Source organism: Streptomyces sp. NPDC059009 (assembly GCF_042740175.1).
Taxonomy (GTDB): Bacteria; Actinomycetota; Actinomycetes; order Streptomycetales; family Streptomycetaceae; genus Streptomyces.
The window spans coordinates 1-14,731 of sequence record NZ_JBHYJB010000056.1 but is presented as its reverse complement, the minus strand read 5'-3'; the positions used below and the strand labels follow the sequence as shown (position 1 = coordinate 14,731).

The following is a 14,731-nucleotide window of genomic DNA, read 5'->3' as shown; positions in this document are numbered from 1 at the left end:
TCTCGGGATGGGGAGGTTGATGAATATGGCCGCCGTCGGCCCTCATCAGCATGCCCTCATCCGGCCCGCGCGCTAACAGAGCGCGGCCCGGTCATTCCTATGACCAGGAGAGACACATGTCTTCCCCTTCTTCATCCGTCCACGCCGATGTGGTCACCAAGCGCCTCGCCCTTCGGCCCTGGACCATGAGCGAGGCCGCCGCAGTCCTCGAGGACACCCGGTCCCCGCACTGGGCCCACGACTTTCCCGCCGACGGTGATCGCGTGGTCGCGGGCCTCTTCGACCAGTACCCCGACTGGCTCGGCGCCTATGGCCACCGTCTGATCATCGAGCGCAACAGCGGCCTGGTGGTGGGCTCCATCGGCCTGTTCTGGCCGCCCAGTGAAGGCGTCCTCGAGATCGGGTACGGCGTCGTGGCCTCCCGCCGCGGCCGGGGCTATGCCCCCGAAGCCACCCAGGCCCTGGCCGAGTTCGCCCTCACCGCGCCCGAGGTCCACACCGTGTGCGCCGACGTGGAACTGTCGAACCCGTCCTCGGTCCGCGTACTGGAGAAGGCCGGCTTCCACCGGTCGGCCACCGAGGAGAACCTGGCCAAGTTCAGGATCACGAGCCCGGATCCGCGCTAATCCCCGGGGTCCTGGGGGCGATGTCCTCCAGGACCCCAGCGCGCCGGCTGAGCCCCCCGGCAACCAGTGTGATCGGAGAGACAGAACCTAGCCGGTTCGGAGTCGAGGCTCCCTTTTCCAGCTGGTCGGCCACTCTCCTCAACTCGTGGTTGTACAACGCGGGTTGGGCACGTTGGACGGCTACTGCGGGGGTCTACGCAAGAGTCAACTCCTCGTGTGACGACCGAACAGGGGCCTCTGGATAATTTCGACGTCGATCGTCGCGTTCGGGCTGGATTGACTACCCGGCGGACAGTGCGCGGCGGGAGTCGAAAACGGGAGGAATCAAGTGCGTTTGCGTAAAGCGGCTCTGTCCGCTGTCACCGTGCTGGCGGTCGCCGCCCCTGCGGTGCCGGCTGTGGCAGCCAGCCAGACTGGCACATCCCCCACCATCTCTGGCGCCTGTCATACAAGGTGGAAGAAGGTCGCGTCAGCCAATGTGTGGTGTGACGGACACGGTCCGGCTCGATACGGGGCCAGCATCCTGTGCAAGAAGGGCTCGTCCTACAAGCAGTTGGACTACGGTCCCGGCCCGTGGATGGGTGATCAGCGCGGCATCAGCATGTACTGCCCCGGTGGCGGCTACAAGCGCGTGAAGCAGTGGGGGTGGCCTGCGTAGCGTGAGTGGGCGCGCGGCGCCTCTCCGCGTTGCACCTGTCGTTCGGCGGTCAGGCTGTTCGTCTTCATTGACGGATTAGCCGCCCGCACATGAACGCGCCTCCCTCCGGAATGGGTGGGGGCGCGTTTGTGTAAGCGGTCTTGCGCCCTTGTGACCCGTCTGGACTGCGTCGACGCTGGTCAACAGGCGGGGCGGCGCGATGCAGTCAGGGGGCTGTCGTGCAAGAAGGGGCGAAGAACGCTGTGGGCTGGCTGCTGTTGCGGCTGGCGGCGGTGCTGGAGCGCCGTCCGGGCCAGGGGGCAGCGTCGCATTCAGTCTGCGTGTGGCTTGCCGACGGCGACGAGGTTGATGCGTCCAGTGGTGTCGCTGATCAGCAGGATGGTGATGGCGCCGGGGAGGGTGGCGGGGGCGCATCCGGACGGGGCCTTCGGCGTCGAGCTTGATGCCGCTGCCTGGGCTCGGCTGGGGTGAGTTGGCCGAACGTCTTGTGTCTGCGCGGACGACGGCGGTTGTAGAAGGTCTCGATAAAGGTGAAGAACTCGGTGCGGGCGGTGTCCCGGTCAGGGCAGATGTGGGTGCCGATGTCTTCCTTCAGCAGGGCCCCGAAGCTCTCCGCCGCGGCGGTGGCGAAACACGATCCGGTGCGCCCACAACTTTGCCGTAGTTCCAACGCCCGTATTCGGTCCCGAAATTGCGTGTGCCGCGCGTCGTTGACGCGGCACACAACGGCGAGTTCGTGTCATGAGGGCTCCGTCAGGATCGGACCGTGGTCCGGTCGTCGAGGACATCATCGGCGGCTCAGGAGGACCGAACGCCGGAGCACCGGGCCGCGCGGCGTCAGGCCCCGGAGCGCCAGGCCCCGGAGCGCCGCCTGCGGCGTCCGGCATGGTGGGTCTGACCGGTACTCAGACGTCACATCTCCCCCGGTTCATCATTCCTGGCTCGACTCCGCCGTCACAGAAGCCGTGTCCAACCGGTGCAATGGAGCTCGTCCGTGCGGCACGGAAACCGCACGCTCGACGAGGAGGCGCACCATGACAGCGCACACCCGCGGCAAGCGCGGTACCCCGGCTCCCACCCCTGACGAGGTCGGGGCGATGTACGACCAGTACGGCGAACTGCTCGCCATGACGCTCGGTTCGAGCGCCGTACACATCGGCATGTACGTGCCGCACGGCGGACCGGCACCCGTCACCACGCTGGTCGGCCTGGCGGATCTCGCGCAGGACCGGCAGACCGACTTCCTCATCGATGCGTTCGCCCCCGCGCCGGGCTCCCGCGTCCTGGACATCGGCTGCGGCACCGGCGGTCCCGCACTGCGCCTCGCGGAGCGAACGGGCTGCCGGGTCACCGGCATCACGGTGAGCCAGAGCCAGCTCGCCCACTGCCAAGAGCGGCGCGGTGCGCACCCGGCGGGCGAGCGCGTGGAATTCGCGTACGGCAACGCGATGGAACTCTCCCACCCCGACGCGTCGTTCGACGCCGCCTGGTCCATCGACTGCGTACCCCACCTGGCCGACCGCCCCTTGGGGCTACGGGAGGCGCTGCGCGTCCTCAAGCCCGGCGGACTCTTCCTCCTCACCGAGTTCACCTCGCGGGGCACACCCAGTGAGGAGGAGTCGGCGGCGTACGAGACCCTGTGGACCTGTCCGCCGCTCACCACCTTCACTGCGCTGCTCGGCGACATCGAGGAGACCGGCTTCGATGTCGTCCGCATACAGGAGATGACCGCCAACGCGGTCCTGTGCAGCGAGCTGATGTGCACCCTGTACCAGGACCGGCGCGACGAGATCGCGGACCGCTTCGGCAAGGAGGCACTCGCCCACACCGATCCCCTGATGGGCCCCTTCCGCTCCTTCTCACGGAACCACTTGGCCTATCACTTGGTGGTGCTGCGCAGGCCGACTGCCTGAGGAACCTCCAAGGCCCCCCGGCGTCAGTGTCGTCGTCGGCTGTGCTGCAGGCTTGCCGAGCGACCTGCTGACCGCTCCAAGAAGACGAGCCTTGCTGTGGCTGGGATCCCGCTGATGGATCTCGCCTGACGGTGGACATCCAGAATTCCCCAACTGCGGACCGCAGTAGAAGCATCTGCCGTCGCCGCTCTCCCCAAGTGTTTCCTCTTGCCCAGCGGGCGCTTCGAGGCGATCTGGTGGGTGTGCCGGAGCCCGGGGCGTTGTGGCGGTAGGCGGCCCGGGCCTGCCGTCCGGTGATGACTTTGATGGGGATCAGCAAGCCCCATTTAGGCAGACCGCTGTTTTTTTTGGGGGAGGCGAAGGCGACGGGCAGGGACAGGCCGGGGCGGCTTTCGGAAGACGGAGACCGTCTGGGCGCGCGGGAGACGGGGCAGGGCGGCGGAGTCGATCGGGAGGGTGCGGTCGACGGATCCGGCGGCCGCAATAGACGGGCCGGGCCGGTTCGGCGACCGCGGTGTCGATCAGGCACGGCACTGACCGCCATGCAGCGCTACCGTGACCAGGTGATGGCCGAGACCACGGCATGGTGCAGCGGCGCACCGGCGGCAGGATCCTGCTGTCGGCCCACAACGACCACGCAGGCTACGCGGCCTCCGATCCCACGACGTACCCGAAGGCCCAGGGCTCGTTGGCCGGGGACAGCACTCCGACTGCGCCTGACGCCACCGTCCCGGTGGCGGACGGGTACCGGCTGGATGGCTGTCCAGCCGGTGCCATGGCCGACCTCCGGCGCCGTCGGTGCACTTCACCCACGAAAGGAAGGCGCGCGGCCGCGCCGAGAACCCCTACCGGAGAACCGCCGTGCCGCCCTTCGCTTCCTGGCGGCTCGGTCCGGCCGCGTAGGCCAGCGGAGGGGCGATTGCCTGGGCATCAGCTCCTTCGCCGACCCACAGCGCGATGAACAGCGCGGCGGTCGCTTCCAGGAGCCCCGCACGTTCGAGACCACCGCCGGCCACGGGGTCACAGCCCACGTCCCGCACCAACTCACGTACGCGCACAAGGGCCCTCTCGTCGTCCCCGCAGACCGGAACGGCCAGTGGTCGCCCATCGAAGACGGGTGGCCGCATGCGCCACACGTCCTGGTGGCAGAGGTTGAAAGCCTTGACCACGTGGGCTCCCGGCACCGCCGCAGCCAGCAGCTGCGCGGCTGAGGGGCCTCCTTGCGTGAGCAGCCGAAAGCCCGGCCCAACGGGGTTGGAGCAGTCGAGCAGCACCTTGCCTTCCAGGGCCGTGTGCAGCTCCCGTGCCACGTCTGCTCCCGCCCCGAAGGGCAGCGCAGCAAGCACCACCTCGCCGGACTCGGCCGCCGCGCGCAGACTGGCAGGCGTCGCGCTGCCGTTGATGCGCGTCGCGAGCCGCTCCGCCTTGCGTGCGTCCCGCCCCCCGATGGTCACGTCGTGCCCGGCCCGCACCCAGTGGGTGGCGAGCGCGTCGGCCATGTTGCCCGTGCCCAGTACGCCGATTCTCATCACGTGATCCCTCTCCGCGCCTGCTTCGACCGTTCGCATCGACGCTAGAAGGCCGTTCGGGCACCATTCGGTACGTGACCACCGACGCCTTCCTCGCCGACTGCCGCGCCCGCCTCGCTTTCGACCTGCTCTCCAACACCTGGAACGCCGTGGTGCTCTGGGCATTGCGCGACGGTCCCAGGCGGCCGGTCGAACTACGGGAGCGGATCGGGGGCATCAGCTCCAAGGTCCTCACCGAGACGCTGCGCCGACTGCAGTTCAACGGACTGATCGACCGGCAGGAAGTCCCCGACGCACCATCACGGGTCGAGTATCAACTCACCGCTCTGGGGCGGACCTTGCTGGCGCCCATCGACGCCGTCGGCGCATGGGCCTTCGAGTACGGCGATGAGGTGATGGCCGCCCAGGAGGCAGCATGCGCTTCTCCCCCGCAGTCCTCTCGTCCCGCTTGCTGAGGCGTGGCTGTCGGAGCGGGCGTCCGGTCAGCGGTCCATCCAGTCCGGCACCCACACGTCGTCCGGGGTGCGCGGCCCTGAGGTGCGCAGGTGGTCGTGCAGCGCGGCCAGCACGGGGTGCTGGTCTCCGGTCCGGGACAACAGCACGTGCGTGTACACCGGGGTCGGTTCGCGCAACGGGATACGCCGCAGGTCGTGGGTCTGGGGCCACAGGTACCGGTCTCCGCTGCCGATGAGCGTGGCCAGCGAGGCCGAGTCGGCCAGCGCGTCCATCAGGGCCTCGTCACCGAAGTGGGGGCCGAGCGCGTCGATGCTCAGGCCAAAGGCGTCGGACAGCGCCTGGTAGAACGCTGCCCACTCCGTGCCTGGTCTGATCCCGGGGATCCAGATGCGGTGGCCGGCCAGGTCCGCAGGCTTGATCCAAGGTGCGTTCGCCAGGGGGTGGCAGGGCCCGACCAGGAGCTCCAGGGGTGCGTCCAGGAGTCGTTCGGCGCTGATCCCGGCTGGGGCCTGGTCCACCGGCAGGGCGCGGAAGGACGCGTCGACTGTTCCTTCGAGTACCGCCTGGGCGGCCTGGGCGGCGTTCTCGTTGCTCAGTGTGACCGCGTCCAGGTTCATCTCGGGGTGTGAGCGGTAGAACCTGTAGACGGCCTGGGCCGGTGCGATGCGTCGGTTGAGGACGTCGACGCGCAGGGGCCGGCTGCCGGGGCGCACGGCCTGCTCTGCCTGCTCGAAGGCTGCGAGGGCCTTTTTGGCGTGGGGCAGGAGGACCTGCCCGTCCAGGCTCAGCCGGGATCCTCGTGAGGTTCGCACCAGGAGCGTGACCTTGAGGTGCCTCTCAAGGGTCGCGATCCGCTTGGAGACCGCCTGCTGGCTGATCCCGAGCTCGTCCGCTGCTGCCTGGAACTGGCCGGTCTCGGCGACGGCCACGAACGTCCGCAGAGCTTCAACATCCACGCCTTCAACCTACTTCCACAACGATTGGTTGTGTCTGGCAGGTGCTGCCGTTGTTTGATGACTCGCTCGTCGGGGTGGTGGGATTCCCGTATGTCTACCCGCACAGAGCAGGTCATGTACGTCCAGACAACCGAGTTCGAGCGCCATGCAGAGCGGATCGCAGAAGTGACCGACGCGACGTCGAGACTGAACGTGCTGCCGTTCAGCGACAGCAAAGGTCGTGCTGAACTACTTTCTGTTGTGTTCGGTGGCCCGCTCCCGGAGTCGGTGACGATCTACCCGCCGTTCTTCACCGAGTACGGGCTGAACACGACGTTCGGGGAGAACGTCTTCGTCAACCAGGGATGCACGTTCATGGACAAGGGCGGGATCCGGATCGGCGACGGTGTCATGATCGCCCCGAAGGTCAGCCTCATCACCGGGGGTCACCCTCTACCGCTCGCCGAGCGTCGCGCGTACCTCTCCTTCGCCCCGATCGTCATCGAAGACGACGTCTGGATCGGGACGTCTGCCGTGGTCTTGCAGGGAGTGACCATCGGTGCCGGCGCGGTGGTCGCTGCCGGCGCGGTGGTCAGTCGTGATGTTCCCGCCCGCACCCTGGTCGCGGGAGTCCCCGCCCGGGTGATCAAGACGATCGACTGAGCCCGGCCGGGGCGCCGGCCCGGGGTGAGCAGCACGTCTGCGGCCTGATTTCGTCTGTGCCGTTCCAGCGTCGATGGTCGGCTGATCGGTCGGGCGTGCGAGGGTTCGTCATGTTGATCGTGATGGCGGGGCTGCCCGGTGCGGGGAAGAGTTCGGTCGCCGAGGCGTTGGGGCGCAAGGTGACTGTTCCGGTCGTGTCCGTGGACCCGATCGAGGCGGCGATGTGGCGTGCGGGGGTGGCACGTGACCAGCCCACGGGTCTGGCGGCGTATGTCGTGGCCGAGGCCGAGGGTGTGCTCGGTCTGGGTCAATCCGTGACCGTCGATGCGGTCGACGCCGTGGAGGCTGCGCGGGGACAGTGGCGGTCGCTGGCGGATCGTCATGGTGTGCCGGTGGTGTTCATCGAGTAGCGAGATCTCTGGGGCGTGGGGTGGTTCAGGCTGCGTGGCCTTCGGGGCGTTCGACGAGATGGCCGCGCTCGAAGCGGGCTCCGGCGCGGACGAGAGCGACGAGGTGAGGTGCGTTCACTGCTCGCCGGCGGGGAGCAATGCTCATGAGGAACTCAACGTGCCGCCCATCATGAAGGTGCACTGGCGGAGGTGAATGGCCAAGAGGTCGATGCCTCCGGACCCGGTCGCACCCCCGGCCACGGGAAAGCTGCTGAGCCGCCGACCGGGCTGGCCGGTCGGCGGCGAGGCAGGGCGGGGGCGAGGGGTCAGGGTGTGGCGGTGAGGGTGGGCCAGAGGGCGGTCGCGGTGAGGGGGCGGGCCAGGCGGTGTGCCCAGTAGGTTTCGTCGCCGTCTTCGTCGCGCCAGGACCACAGGCGGGTGGTGGCGAGGTGGAGGGGGTTGAGCCGGGTGATGCCGATGGCGCCGTGGAGTTGGTGGGCGATCCGAGTGATCTCGGTGACCGAGGCGGATGCCTGGGTCTTGGCGGCCGCGACGGCGACGTATGCGGCCGTCCCGCCGCTGTCCAGCGGCACAGCGGCGGCCTGGACGGCGGCCCGGACCAGGGCGGCCTCCTCGATCAGCTGCGCCTCTTCCTGCTTGACGGCCTGGAAGCGGCTGAGTGGACGACCGAACTGGGTGCGGGCGCTGGTGTGAGCGACCGTCAGATCGACGCAGCGTTCGGCGGCTCCCGCGATCAGCGCGGCGCGGGCCAGGGCCGCGCGGAGCCTGGCCTCGTCGAGGAGTTCGAGGGTGATGCGGCGCACCTGCGAGGCGGGGATCTCAAGGGCGGTGAGGTGCAGGTCGTCGCGGGGTTCCTCAGCGAGGTTGGTGCCGGGGGTGAGGGCGGCCTGGTCGGGGGTGAGGGTGAACAGGACGGGGCCGGAGGGGGCGGTGGCCAGGACGACCACGGCGGTGGCGGCGCGGGCCCAGGGGACGCGCCGGAGGACGCCGGTGACCAGCAGGGTGTCGTCCTCGCCGGAGCATCCCGCCGAGCCGACGGCAGAGGCGGCCGGGTGGGCGTAATGAACGGTGAGCTCGGGGGCGATGGCGTAGCTGAGCGGGCCGTCGGGGACAGGGAGACGGGCGCGGTGCAGCAGCGGGCGGGCGACCAGGACGGTCTCGGCGAACGGCCCGGGGACGGCTCGGCGCCCCGACTCCTGTGCGGCAGCGAGGAGTTCGGCGGTGGAGGCGTCCGGGGAGGGGAGGGCAACAGCGTCGGGGGTGGTGGTGTTGGTGACGACGGCGATGGTGTCCGGGTCGGCGAAGAAGGTGGTGGTGTTGTAGTCGTCGGCGGGGATGACGGGGGCGTTGGTGTCGATGGTGTGGGTGTTCATCGGTGCTGCTCCAGACCGCGAGTGATGATGCCGCGAAGGATTTCGTTGGTGCCGCCGCGCAGGGTGTAGCCGGGGCTGTGCAGCTGGGCGAAGGCAAGGAGTTCGGCGTGGGTGCCGGGGGTGGCGTGCGGGTCGGCCGGGGTCGGCACGATGCGGCGCACGGTGTCGGTCAGGGTGCCCTCGAGGCGGGTGCCGAGGTCCTTGACCAGGGCGGCCTGGATATCGGGAGACGCCCCGGCGTCCAGTGCGGCGGCCACGCCGAGGGACAGCTGGCGGATGCTGTGCAGACGGGCCGTCAGGATGCCGACCTGGATGAGCTGTTCGGCCGTGGCCGAACGCTGCTCGAGCTCGCGGAGCAGGGAGACCAGCAGGGGGAAGGCGGACAGGTAGCGTTCCGGGCCGCTGCGTTCGAAGGCGAGTTCGCCGGTGACCTGCTTCCAGCCGTCGCCCCGCTGCCCGAGCAGCATGCCGTCGGGGACATGGACGCCTTCGAGGTGGAGGGCGTTGAAGCGGTGCTCGCCGCTCATCAGGTGGATCGGCTCGATGCGTACGCCCGGGGCGCGCAGGTCGACGATGAACTGGCTGAGCCCGGCGTGCTTGTCCTCGGCCTCGTCGGTGCGGGCAAGGACGATGGCGTAGTCGTTCACGTGGGCGCCGCCGGTCCACATCTTGGTCCCGGTCAACTGCCAGCCACCGGAGGCACGTTCGGCGCGCGTGGCGACCGAGGCGAGGTCGGAGCCGCTGCTCTTCTCGCTCATGCCGATGGAGAAGAAGCACTGCCCGGCGGCGATCCGGGGCAGGAAGAAGCGGCGCTGCTCCTCGTTGCCGTGCTGGAGGATGGAGGGGCCTGCTTGCCGGTCGGAGACCCAGTGGGCGCTGACCGGGGCGCCGGCGGCGAGCAGTTCCTCGATCACCACATAGCGCTCCAGGAAGCCGCGGCCCGCGCCGCCGTACTCGGTGGGCAGAGCCATGCCGACCCAGCCGCGCCCGGCGAGGCGGCGGCTGAAGCCGGAATCCCAGCCCGCCAGCCAGGAGTCGGGGCGGCCGAGTACGGTGCCGCGGGCACGCTCCTCCTGGAGAAAGGCGCGGACCTCGGTGCGGAGTCGACGGGCCGATTCGGGCAATGCGACATCAGGGAATGCGATCGGTGAAAGCGTCGAAGGAGACGTCGAAGGAGACATGGTTCATTCGCTCCCGGGTTGGTGAATTGATCGATGCACTTCTTTGCGTGACGGAAACGGGTCAGCCCGTGGGGTGCAGCAGGGAAGGGTCGAAGTCGGCTTCGCGGAGCACCTCGTCGGTGTGCTGGCCGATGCCCGGGCAGGGCCGCAGGCGCGGCTTGGGGTCGGCCGAGTAGCGCACCGGGCGGCCGATGACCCGGTAGCGGCCCTCGGTGGGGTGCTCGGCCTCGTACAGCAGGCCGCCCCCTCGGGCGTAGGCGGTAGTGGCGGCGGAGGCCAGGTCGAGCACGGGGGCGGCGGCGATGCCCGCCCGGTCGCAGAACTCCTGCCACTCGGCACTGGTGTGACGCGGTGTCAGCTCAGCGAGCAGCGGATAGAACGCGTCGGCGTTGCGGGCCCGGTCGGGCCCGGTGGCAAAGCGCGGGTCGGAGGCCAGCTCGGGGCGGCCGACGAAGGCGGTGAAGTCCCGCCAGTTGCCGTCGCTGTGCGGCAGGATGCACATCCAGCCGTCGGCGGTGCGCAGGGCGCGGCGCTGCGTGCTGAGCGAGCGGGCCGAGCCGAACTCCCCGTCCGCCTCCAGGGCGGCCGCACCCAGGTGCTCGACCAGGTTGAAGGCGAGCATGGTGTCGGCCATCGGGACTTCGATGTGCTGTCCGGTGCCGCCGTGTTCCCGGTAGTGCAGTGCGGCCAGGACCGACTGGGCGATCTGCATGCCGCAGATCTTGTCGGCAAGGACGGTGGGAACGTAGTGCGGTTGGCCGGAGACCTGATGGTTGAGCCAGACCAGGCCGCTGGCCGCCTGGATGATGTCGTCGTAGGCGGCGTGGGTGCCGTGGCGGCTGTCGCTGCGGAAGCCCTGGGCATTGGCGTAGATGAGGCCGGGGTTGACGGCCGCGACGTCGTCGTAGCCGAGGCGGAGCTTCTCCAGGGCCTGCGGGCGCAGGTTGGTGATGAAGACGTCGGCGGTGCGCAGCAGGGCGAGCAGGGCGGCGCGGCCGTGCGGGGCCTTGAGGTCGATGGCGGCGCTGCGCTTGTTGCGGTTCAGGTTGAGGGCCGGGCCGCCCATGCCGGGGTGGCGCCGTGGCGGGTAGTGGCGCGTCATGTCGCCGGTGGGCGGCTCGACTTTGATCACGTCCGCGCCCAGGTCGCCGAGTTGCTGTGCGGCGTACGGGGCCATGATCACGCTGGCCAGTTCGATGACGCGGACTCCGGCGAGGAGCCCACGGCCGGATGGAACGCTCGGGCTTTCGGGCATCTTCCAGTGCCTCCAAGGGAGTTGGACGGGGGGTGGTGCGGTGCCGGTCTAGCGCCACTGGAGTGGGGCGGAGCCGAGCGGAGAACGCCGGCCGGCCTGGGGGACCCTGCGCCCGCTGTACGCGAACGGTGTCGCCGGTTCGGTGAGCGGGCCGAAGTCGGTCGCGGTGGTCGACAGCGCTGCGAGCGGCGCGCGCCCGGGCCGGGGCAGGTCGATGACGTCCTGCCGTGCGAGGAGTCCGAGTTCCTGCACCCAGTGGCACACCCCGGCCAAGGTCACACGGATCCGCCAGGAGCCTCCCTCGGTCGCGCGTCGGCGCAGGGCCGTGGCGACGGCGGCGGCTCCGAGGTAGGCGGCGAGGTAGTCGTTGAGGAGGTACGTCGGCGGCAGCGACGGGCGGTCGGTCCACTCCTCGATGGCGAATCCGGTGGCGGAGCAGGCGAGTTGGTCGAAGCCGCCGCGTTCGCCCCAGGGACCGTCGGCGCCCCAGGCGTGGTACTCGAGGGTGATGAGCCCGGGGCGGCGCCGGAGGAGTTCCTCGGTCGACGCGCCGTGCCGGGCAAGGCCCCGGTAGGCGTGCACGAACACGTCCGCGTCCTGCAGCACGTCGTCGAAGGCTGCGCGGTCGTGTGCGTCGCGCAGGTCGCAGTAGGCGTTGCGCTTGCCGCCGCCGGTCATCGCGATCATCGGGATCGGGTCGGGGCGGTCGGGCCGCGTCACGTGCAGCACGTCGGCGCCGAACTGGGCGAGGAGGCGGGCCGCGACGGGGCCCGCGATGACGTGGGTGAGGTCGAGGACCCGTACACCCGTGAGCGCCTCGTCCCCCTCCCCGATCGATGCGAGTGGACGGGCCGGTCCGTCGCCGACGCGCTCGATCTCGACGACGGGGCGCTGGGCCACGTGCCGCCCGGCAGGGTGCACGAGCCACTCCTCCCGGCTGCGTACCACGCAGGCGACGCCGCCTCGCGCGCAGATGGCCTCCTCCAGCGTGAAGGCGTCCCAGTCGGCCGCGGCCCGCGCGATCCCCACCTTGTCGAGGCCGCAGCTCAACACGGACTGGACGGCGTCCCGCAGGTGCGGATAGGTGGTGATGAGGAAGATCCACCGGCCGTCGCGGGCCCGGTAGAAGTCGTTGTTGCCGAGCAGCGTCGGATCGTCGAGGAAGGCGGTCAGCGGGCGTCCGCAGAGCGTCGTGTGGTACGTCGCCATGAGCTGGTCGATCGCGGCCCCGGCCTGCACCTCCACCTTCTGGTGCGGGTGACCGCGCTGTTCGCCGAGTACGGCGGTCTGCCGCCCGAAGACACCGATGGCGGCCGACATGGCATCGGCGAGGCGGTGCACCGAGGGCACCAGGGGGTCGGCCCCGTGGACGGTGATGTCCTCGGCGCCCCGGGCCGGATCAGGATCGCCGAGGGTGTGCAGGAGCTGGGAGAGCATCTCGTCGGTGGACGACGGAGGTGTCGGCCCGGTCGTGGTGTGCGTGTTCGAAGTCATGCCGGGATGCTCGTTCCCGACACCGCATGAGCACCCGAATTCACGGATATCCGTGAATCGATGCGAACGTCACATCCGCCTCTCCTGGAGGTGTGCGAGGAGCCGGGCCGCCGCCCGGTCCAGACTCAGCCGCTCCGAGCGGCCACGACGCCGGTGCGTCAGAACGAGGGCACCCGTGACGGTGGATCCCTCGGTGACAGGGATCGCGAGCGCGCTGACCTCGGGATCGGCCAGACCCTCGCTGCGGCTGATCCGCGACGCACGGATCGCAGGAAGAGCGCGGCGGAACTCCGCGACCGCCTCGGGGTCATGACGGGCGAGCTCGTCGAGCAGCCCGCGTCGCTCCCCCTCGTCGGTGAAGGCAAGGAGCAGACGGCCTGCGGCGGTGCGCAGCAGTGGCCGGGCCATGTGCTCGTCGGCGAGCGGCACGAGGCGCGGAATCTCGTCCTCGCCGCCGCGCGCGAGGTGCACGGCGTCGAGCCCGACCCGCACCGTGAGCAGCACCGGAGTACCCGCGATGCGGCTCAGTCCGTCGAGCTCGGCCTGACTGATCCGCGGGACGACCCGGCCCGCGATGAGGTTGAGGACATGCGGGGCGGGCCCGAGCCTGAAGCGCCCGTGCTGCTCCAGCAGAAAGCCGGTCGCCGCAAGGCCGTTGACCAGGTCCTGCACCGAGCTCGCCGGCGCCCCGACCGTCCGCGTCAGCTCGGCCACGGTCATCCCGCCCGGCGCCCGCGCGGCAGCCTCCAAAATCCATACGACCCGGTCCACGGTACGGTGACGCCGCCGTCGGCCGTGCTCGCTCATCCCGCCCCACCTTGTCCTTCTTGTACGCCGCCGGCCATGAGCGCCGACACGGCCCGTCGATCCTTTCCCCGCACCATCCCGACGAGCAATCCGGCCCCGGACCCCGCAGACGCCACAAGCTCGGCCGGCGGTCGTCCGCGCCGGATCACCACGGACGACGAGGCATACACGTCGACGTCGCCCAGAAGCGGCCCAGGGGGTTAGGCATGCCCTTCACTCGCTGGAGCCGCCCTCACCGCACGGAGCATGATCAACCCACCCGGCGCACGTTCACCGCCAACGCACTTGGCACGTCGCCGATGTCTTGCCCGAGCTGGACATCAAGGTGTCCGCCCGTACTGGTGTCAGCTGCTGGAGGGCCGCGCCTGCTTTCGCACGCGGAAGCGGAGCATCGTGACGGCGCCCGACTGGGTGTTGCTGAAGGGTTCCAGGTCGATCCTGTCGAGGCTCGGGGGTGAGAAGCGGACACCGTCGCCGAGCAGCACGGGTAGGACGTACACCAGGATCTCGTCGACGAGCCCGCGCTGCAGGCACTGGGCCGCCACGTCGGCACCGAGGATCTCCAGGTTCTTGCCGCCCGCGGCGCCGCGTGCCGTGGCAACGGCTTCCTCGATGTCACAGGTGAGGAACGTGACGGCAGGGTCCGGCTCGTCGGGAGGCTCGTGGGTGAGGACGAACTGTGCTCCCCCGTCGTAGGCGGTGTCCTGGCCGGCCATACGCTTGGCGACCTCGTACGTGCCCCGGCCGATGAGCATGGCGCCCGTGGCCGCCATGACCTCCGGGAACGCGTCCGCAGTCAGGTACTCGAAGATCCAGTCCATCGCGTGGCCAGGACCGGCGATAAAGCCGTCCAGCGACATCGCCCTGTTCACGACCACTCTGCCGGTGCCGCTGCTCACATCGCTCATGCGTCTTCTCCAAGGATTTTGGAGGCCCGAGGCCGAATCATAGTTCGGGCGATGGGGAGGGCGGCGGAGTTGCAGGCGTGCCTGCGGTGGCCCCGCGCGAACAACCGGTATCCGGATGTGCTGGTCGCGCAGCGTCGGGAACGTATCCGGGTACGGAGTGAACGACACGTGGGGTCGTCCCCGGTCCCGGGCCGCGTGACCAACCCGGTGATCGACTGTGATCACCGCACTAGAGGAGCACCGCCATGTGGTGGTCGGATGTGCGGCCGTGCAGTGGGCTTGGCTTTCCGGATGCCTGCGGACAGAGCATGAAATGTGCACACGAGCGGGGGCGGCCTCCGTGAGACCGCCCCCGCATGTCCGGAGCCCCGCAACGCCCCCGCCGCCCGGCGAAAGACCAGGCCGGACGGCGAGATCCTGCTGGAGTACTAGGTCGTGTCCGCAAAGTCATGGCAGCCAGAGTCGCAGGCAGGCGAGGGTGACCATGGCTTGGTAGTGGGTGGCTCGTTTGTCGAAGCGGGTG

General features: G+C 69.7%; 13 protein-coding genes. 5 read left to right on the top strand and 8 right to left on the bottom strand.

Features of this window, described 5'->3' with window-relative positions:
- The first annotated feature begins 116 nt into the window (after positions 1-116).
- Entirely contained in the window at positions 117-626 is a 510-nt protein-coding gene (locus ACFWYM_RS39525) for a GNAT family N-acetyltransferase (protein ID WP_384848690.1), read from the top strand.
- A 1,692-nt stretch (positions 627-2,318) separates the two neighbouring features.
- Positions 2,319-3,197, top strand: a complete 879-nt coding sequence (locus ACFWYM_RS39520) for an SAM-dependent methyltransferase (protein ID WP_384848687.1) — start codon at positions 2,319-2,321, stop codon at positions 3,195-3,197.
- A gap of 845 nt (positions 3,198-4,042) precedes the next feature.
- Here the strand turns inward: ACFWYM_RS39520 and ACFWYM_RS39515 are convergent.
- Entirely contained in the window at positions 4,043-4,726 is a 684-nt protein-coding gene (locus tag ACFWYM_RS39515; RefSeq protein WP_384848684.1) for an NADPH-dependent F420 reductase, read from the bottom strand.
- A 74-nt stretch (positions 4,727-4,800) separates the two neighbouring features.
- On the opposite strand from ACFWYM_RS39515, the gene ACFWYM_RS39510 reads away from it, so the two are divergent.
- Positions 4,801-5,181 carry a winged helix-turn-helix transcriptional regulator gene (locus tag ACFWYM_RS39510; protein WP_384848681.1) on the top strand — a complete coding sequence of 127 codons (381 nt, stop codon included), beginning with the start codon at positions 4,801-4,803 and terminating at the stop codon, positions 5,179-5,181.
- A 27-nt stretch (positions 5,182-5,208) separates the two neighbouring features.
- Here the strand turns inward: ACFWYM_RS39510 and ACFWYM_RS39505 are convergent, their stop codons facing one another.
- Positions 5,209-6,138 (bottom strand): LysR family transcriptional regulator, encoded by a 930-nt coding sequence (locus tag ACFWYM_RS39505; protein WP_384848678.1) that lies wholly within the window; start codon positions 6,136-6,138, stop codon positions 5,209-5,211.
- Positions 6,139-6,252: 114 nt separating this feature from the next.
- On the opposite strand from ACFWYM_RS39505, the gene ACFWYM_RS39500 reads away from it, so the two are divergent.
- Together ACFWYM_RS39500 and ACFWYM_RS39495 are read left to right on the top strand one after the other, a co-directional pair.
- A complete protein-coding gene (locus tag ACFWYM_RS39500; RefSeq protein WP_384848675.1) occupies positions 6,253-6,780 on the top strand; it encodes a sugar O-acetyltransferase in 528 nt (175 codons plus the stop codon).
- A 110-nt stretch (positions 6,781-6,890) separates the two neighbouring features.
- Positions 6,891-7,190 carry an AAA family ATPase gene (locus ACFWYM_RS39495; protein ID WP_384848672.1) on the top strand — a complete coding sequence of 100 codons (300 nt, stop codon included), beginning with the start codon at positions 6,891-6,893 and terminating at the stop codon, positions 7,188-7,190.
- Between the two features lie 305 nt (positions 7,191-7,495).
- Here ACFWYM_RS39495 and ACFWYM_RS39490 read toward each other — a convergent pair whose 3' ends face one another.
- From ACFWYM_RS39490 to ACFWYM_RS39465, 6 genes are all read right to left on the bottom strand, one after another.
- On the bottom strand, positions 7,496-8,563 hold the full coding sequence (locus ACFWYM_RS39490; protein WP_384848669.1) for an acyl-CoA dehydrogenase family protein: 1,068 nt from the start codon (positions 8,561-8,563) through the stop codon (positions 7,496-7,498).
- Positions 8,560-9,687 (bottom strand): acyl-CoA dehydrogenase family protein, encoded by a 1,128-nt coding sequence (locus tag ACFWYM_RS39485; protein WP_384848666.1) that lies wholly within the window; start codon positions 9,685-9,687, stop codon positions 8,560-8,562. Before ACFWYM_RS39485 ends, ACFWYM_RS39490 begins: the two co-directional genes overlap by 4 nt.
- A 118-nt stretch (positions 9,688-9,805) precedes the next feature.
- A complete protein-coding gene (locus tag ACFWYM_RS39480) occupies positions 9,806-10,999 on the bottom strand; it encodes a CaiB/BaiF CoA transferase family protein (RefSeq protein WP_384848663.1) in 1,194 nt (397 codons plus the stop codon).
- Between the two features lie 48 nt (positions 11,000-11,047).
- On the bottom strand, positions 11,048-12,493 hold the full coding sequence (locus ACFWYM_RS39475; RefSeq protein ID WP_384848660.1) for a CoA transferase: 1,446 nt from the start codon (positions 12,491-12,493) through the stop codon (positions 11,048-11,050).
- A 69-nt stretch (positions 12,494-12,562) separates the two neighbouring features.
- Positions 12,563-13,300, bottom strand: coding sequence for a helix-turn-helix domain-containing protein (locus tag ACFWYM_RS39470; RefSeq protein ID WP_384848657.1), 738 nt, complete (start codon positions 13,298-13,300; stop codon positions 12,563-12,565).
- 344 nt (positions 13,301-13,644) lie between these two features.
- Positions 13,645-14,208, bottom strand: a complete 564-nt coding sequence (locus ACFWYM_RS39465; protein ID WP_384848654.1) for a dihydrofolate reductase family protein — start codon at positions 14,206-14,208, stop codon at positions 13,645-13,647.
- Positions 14,209-14,731 lie beyond the last annotated feature (523 nt).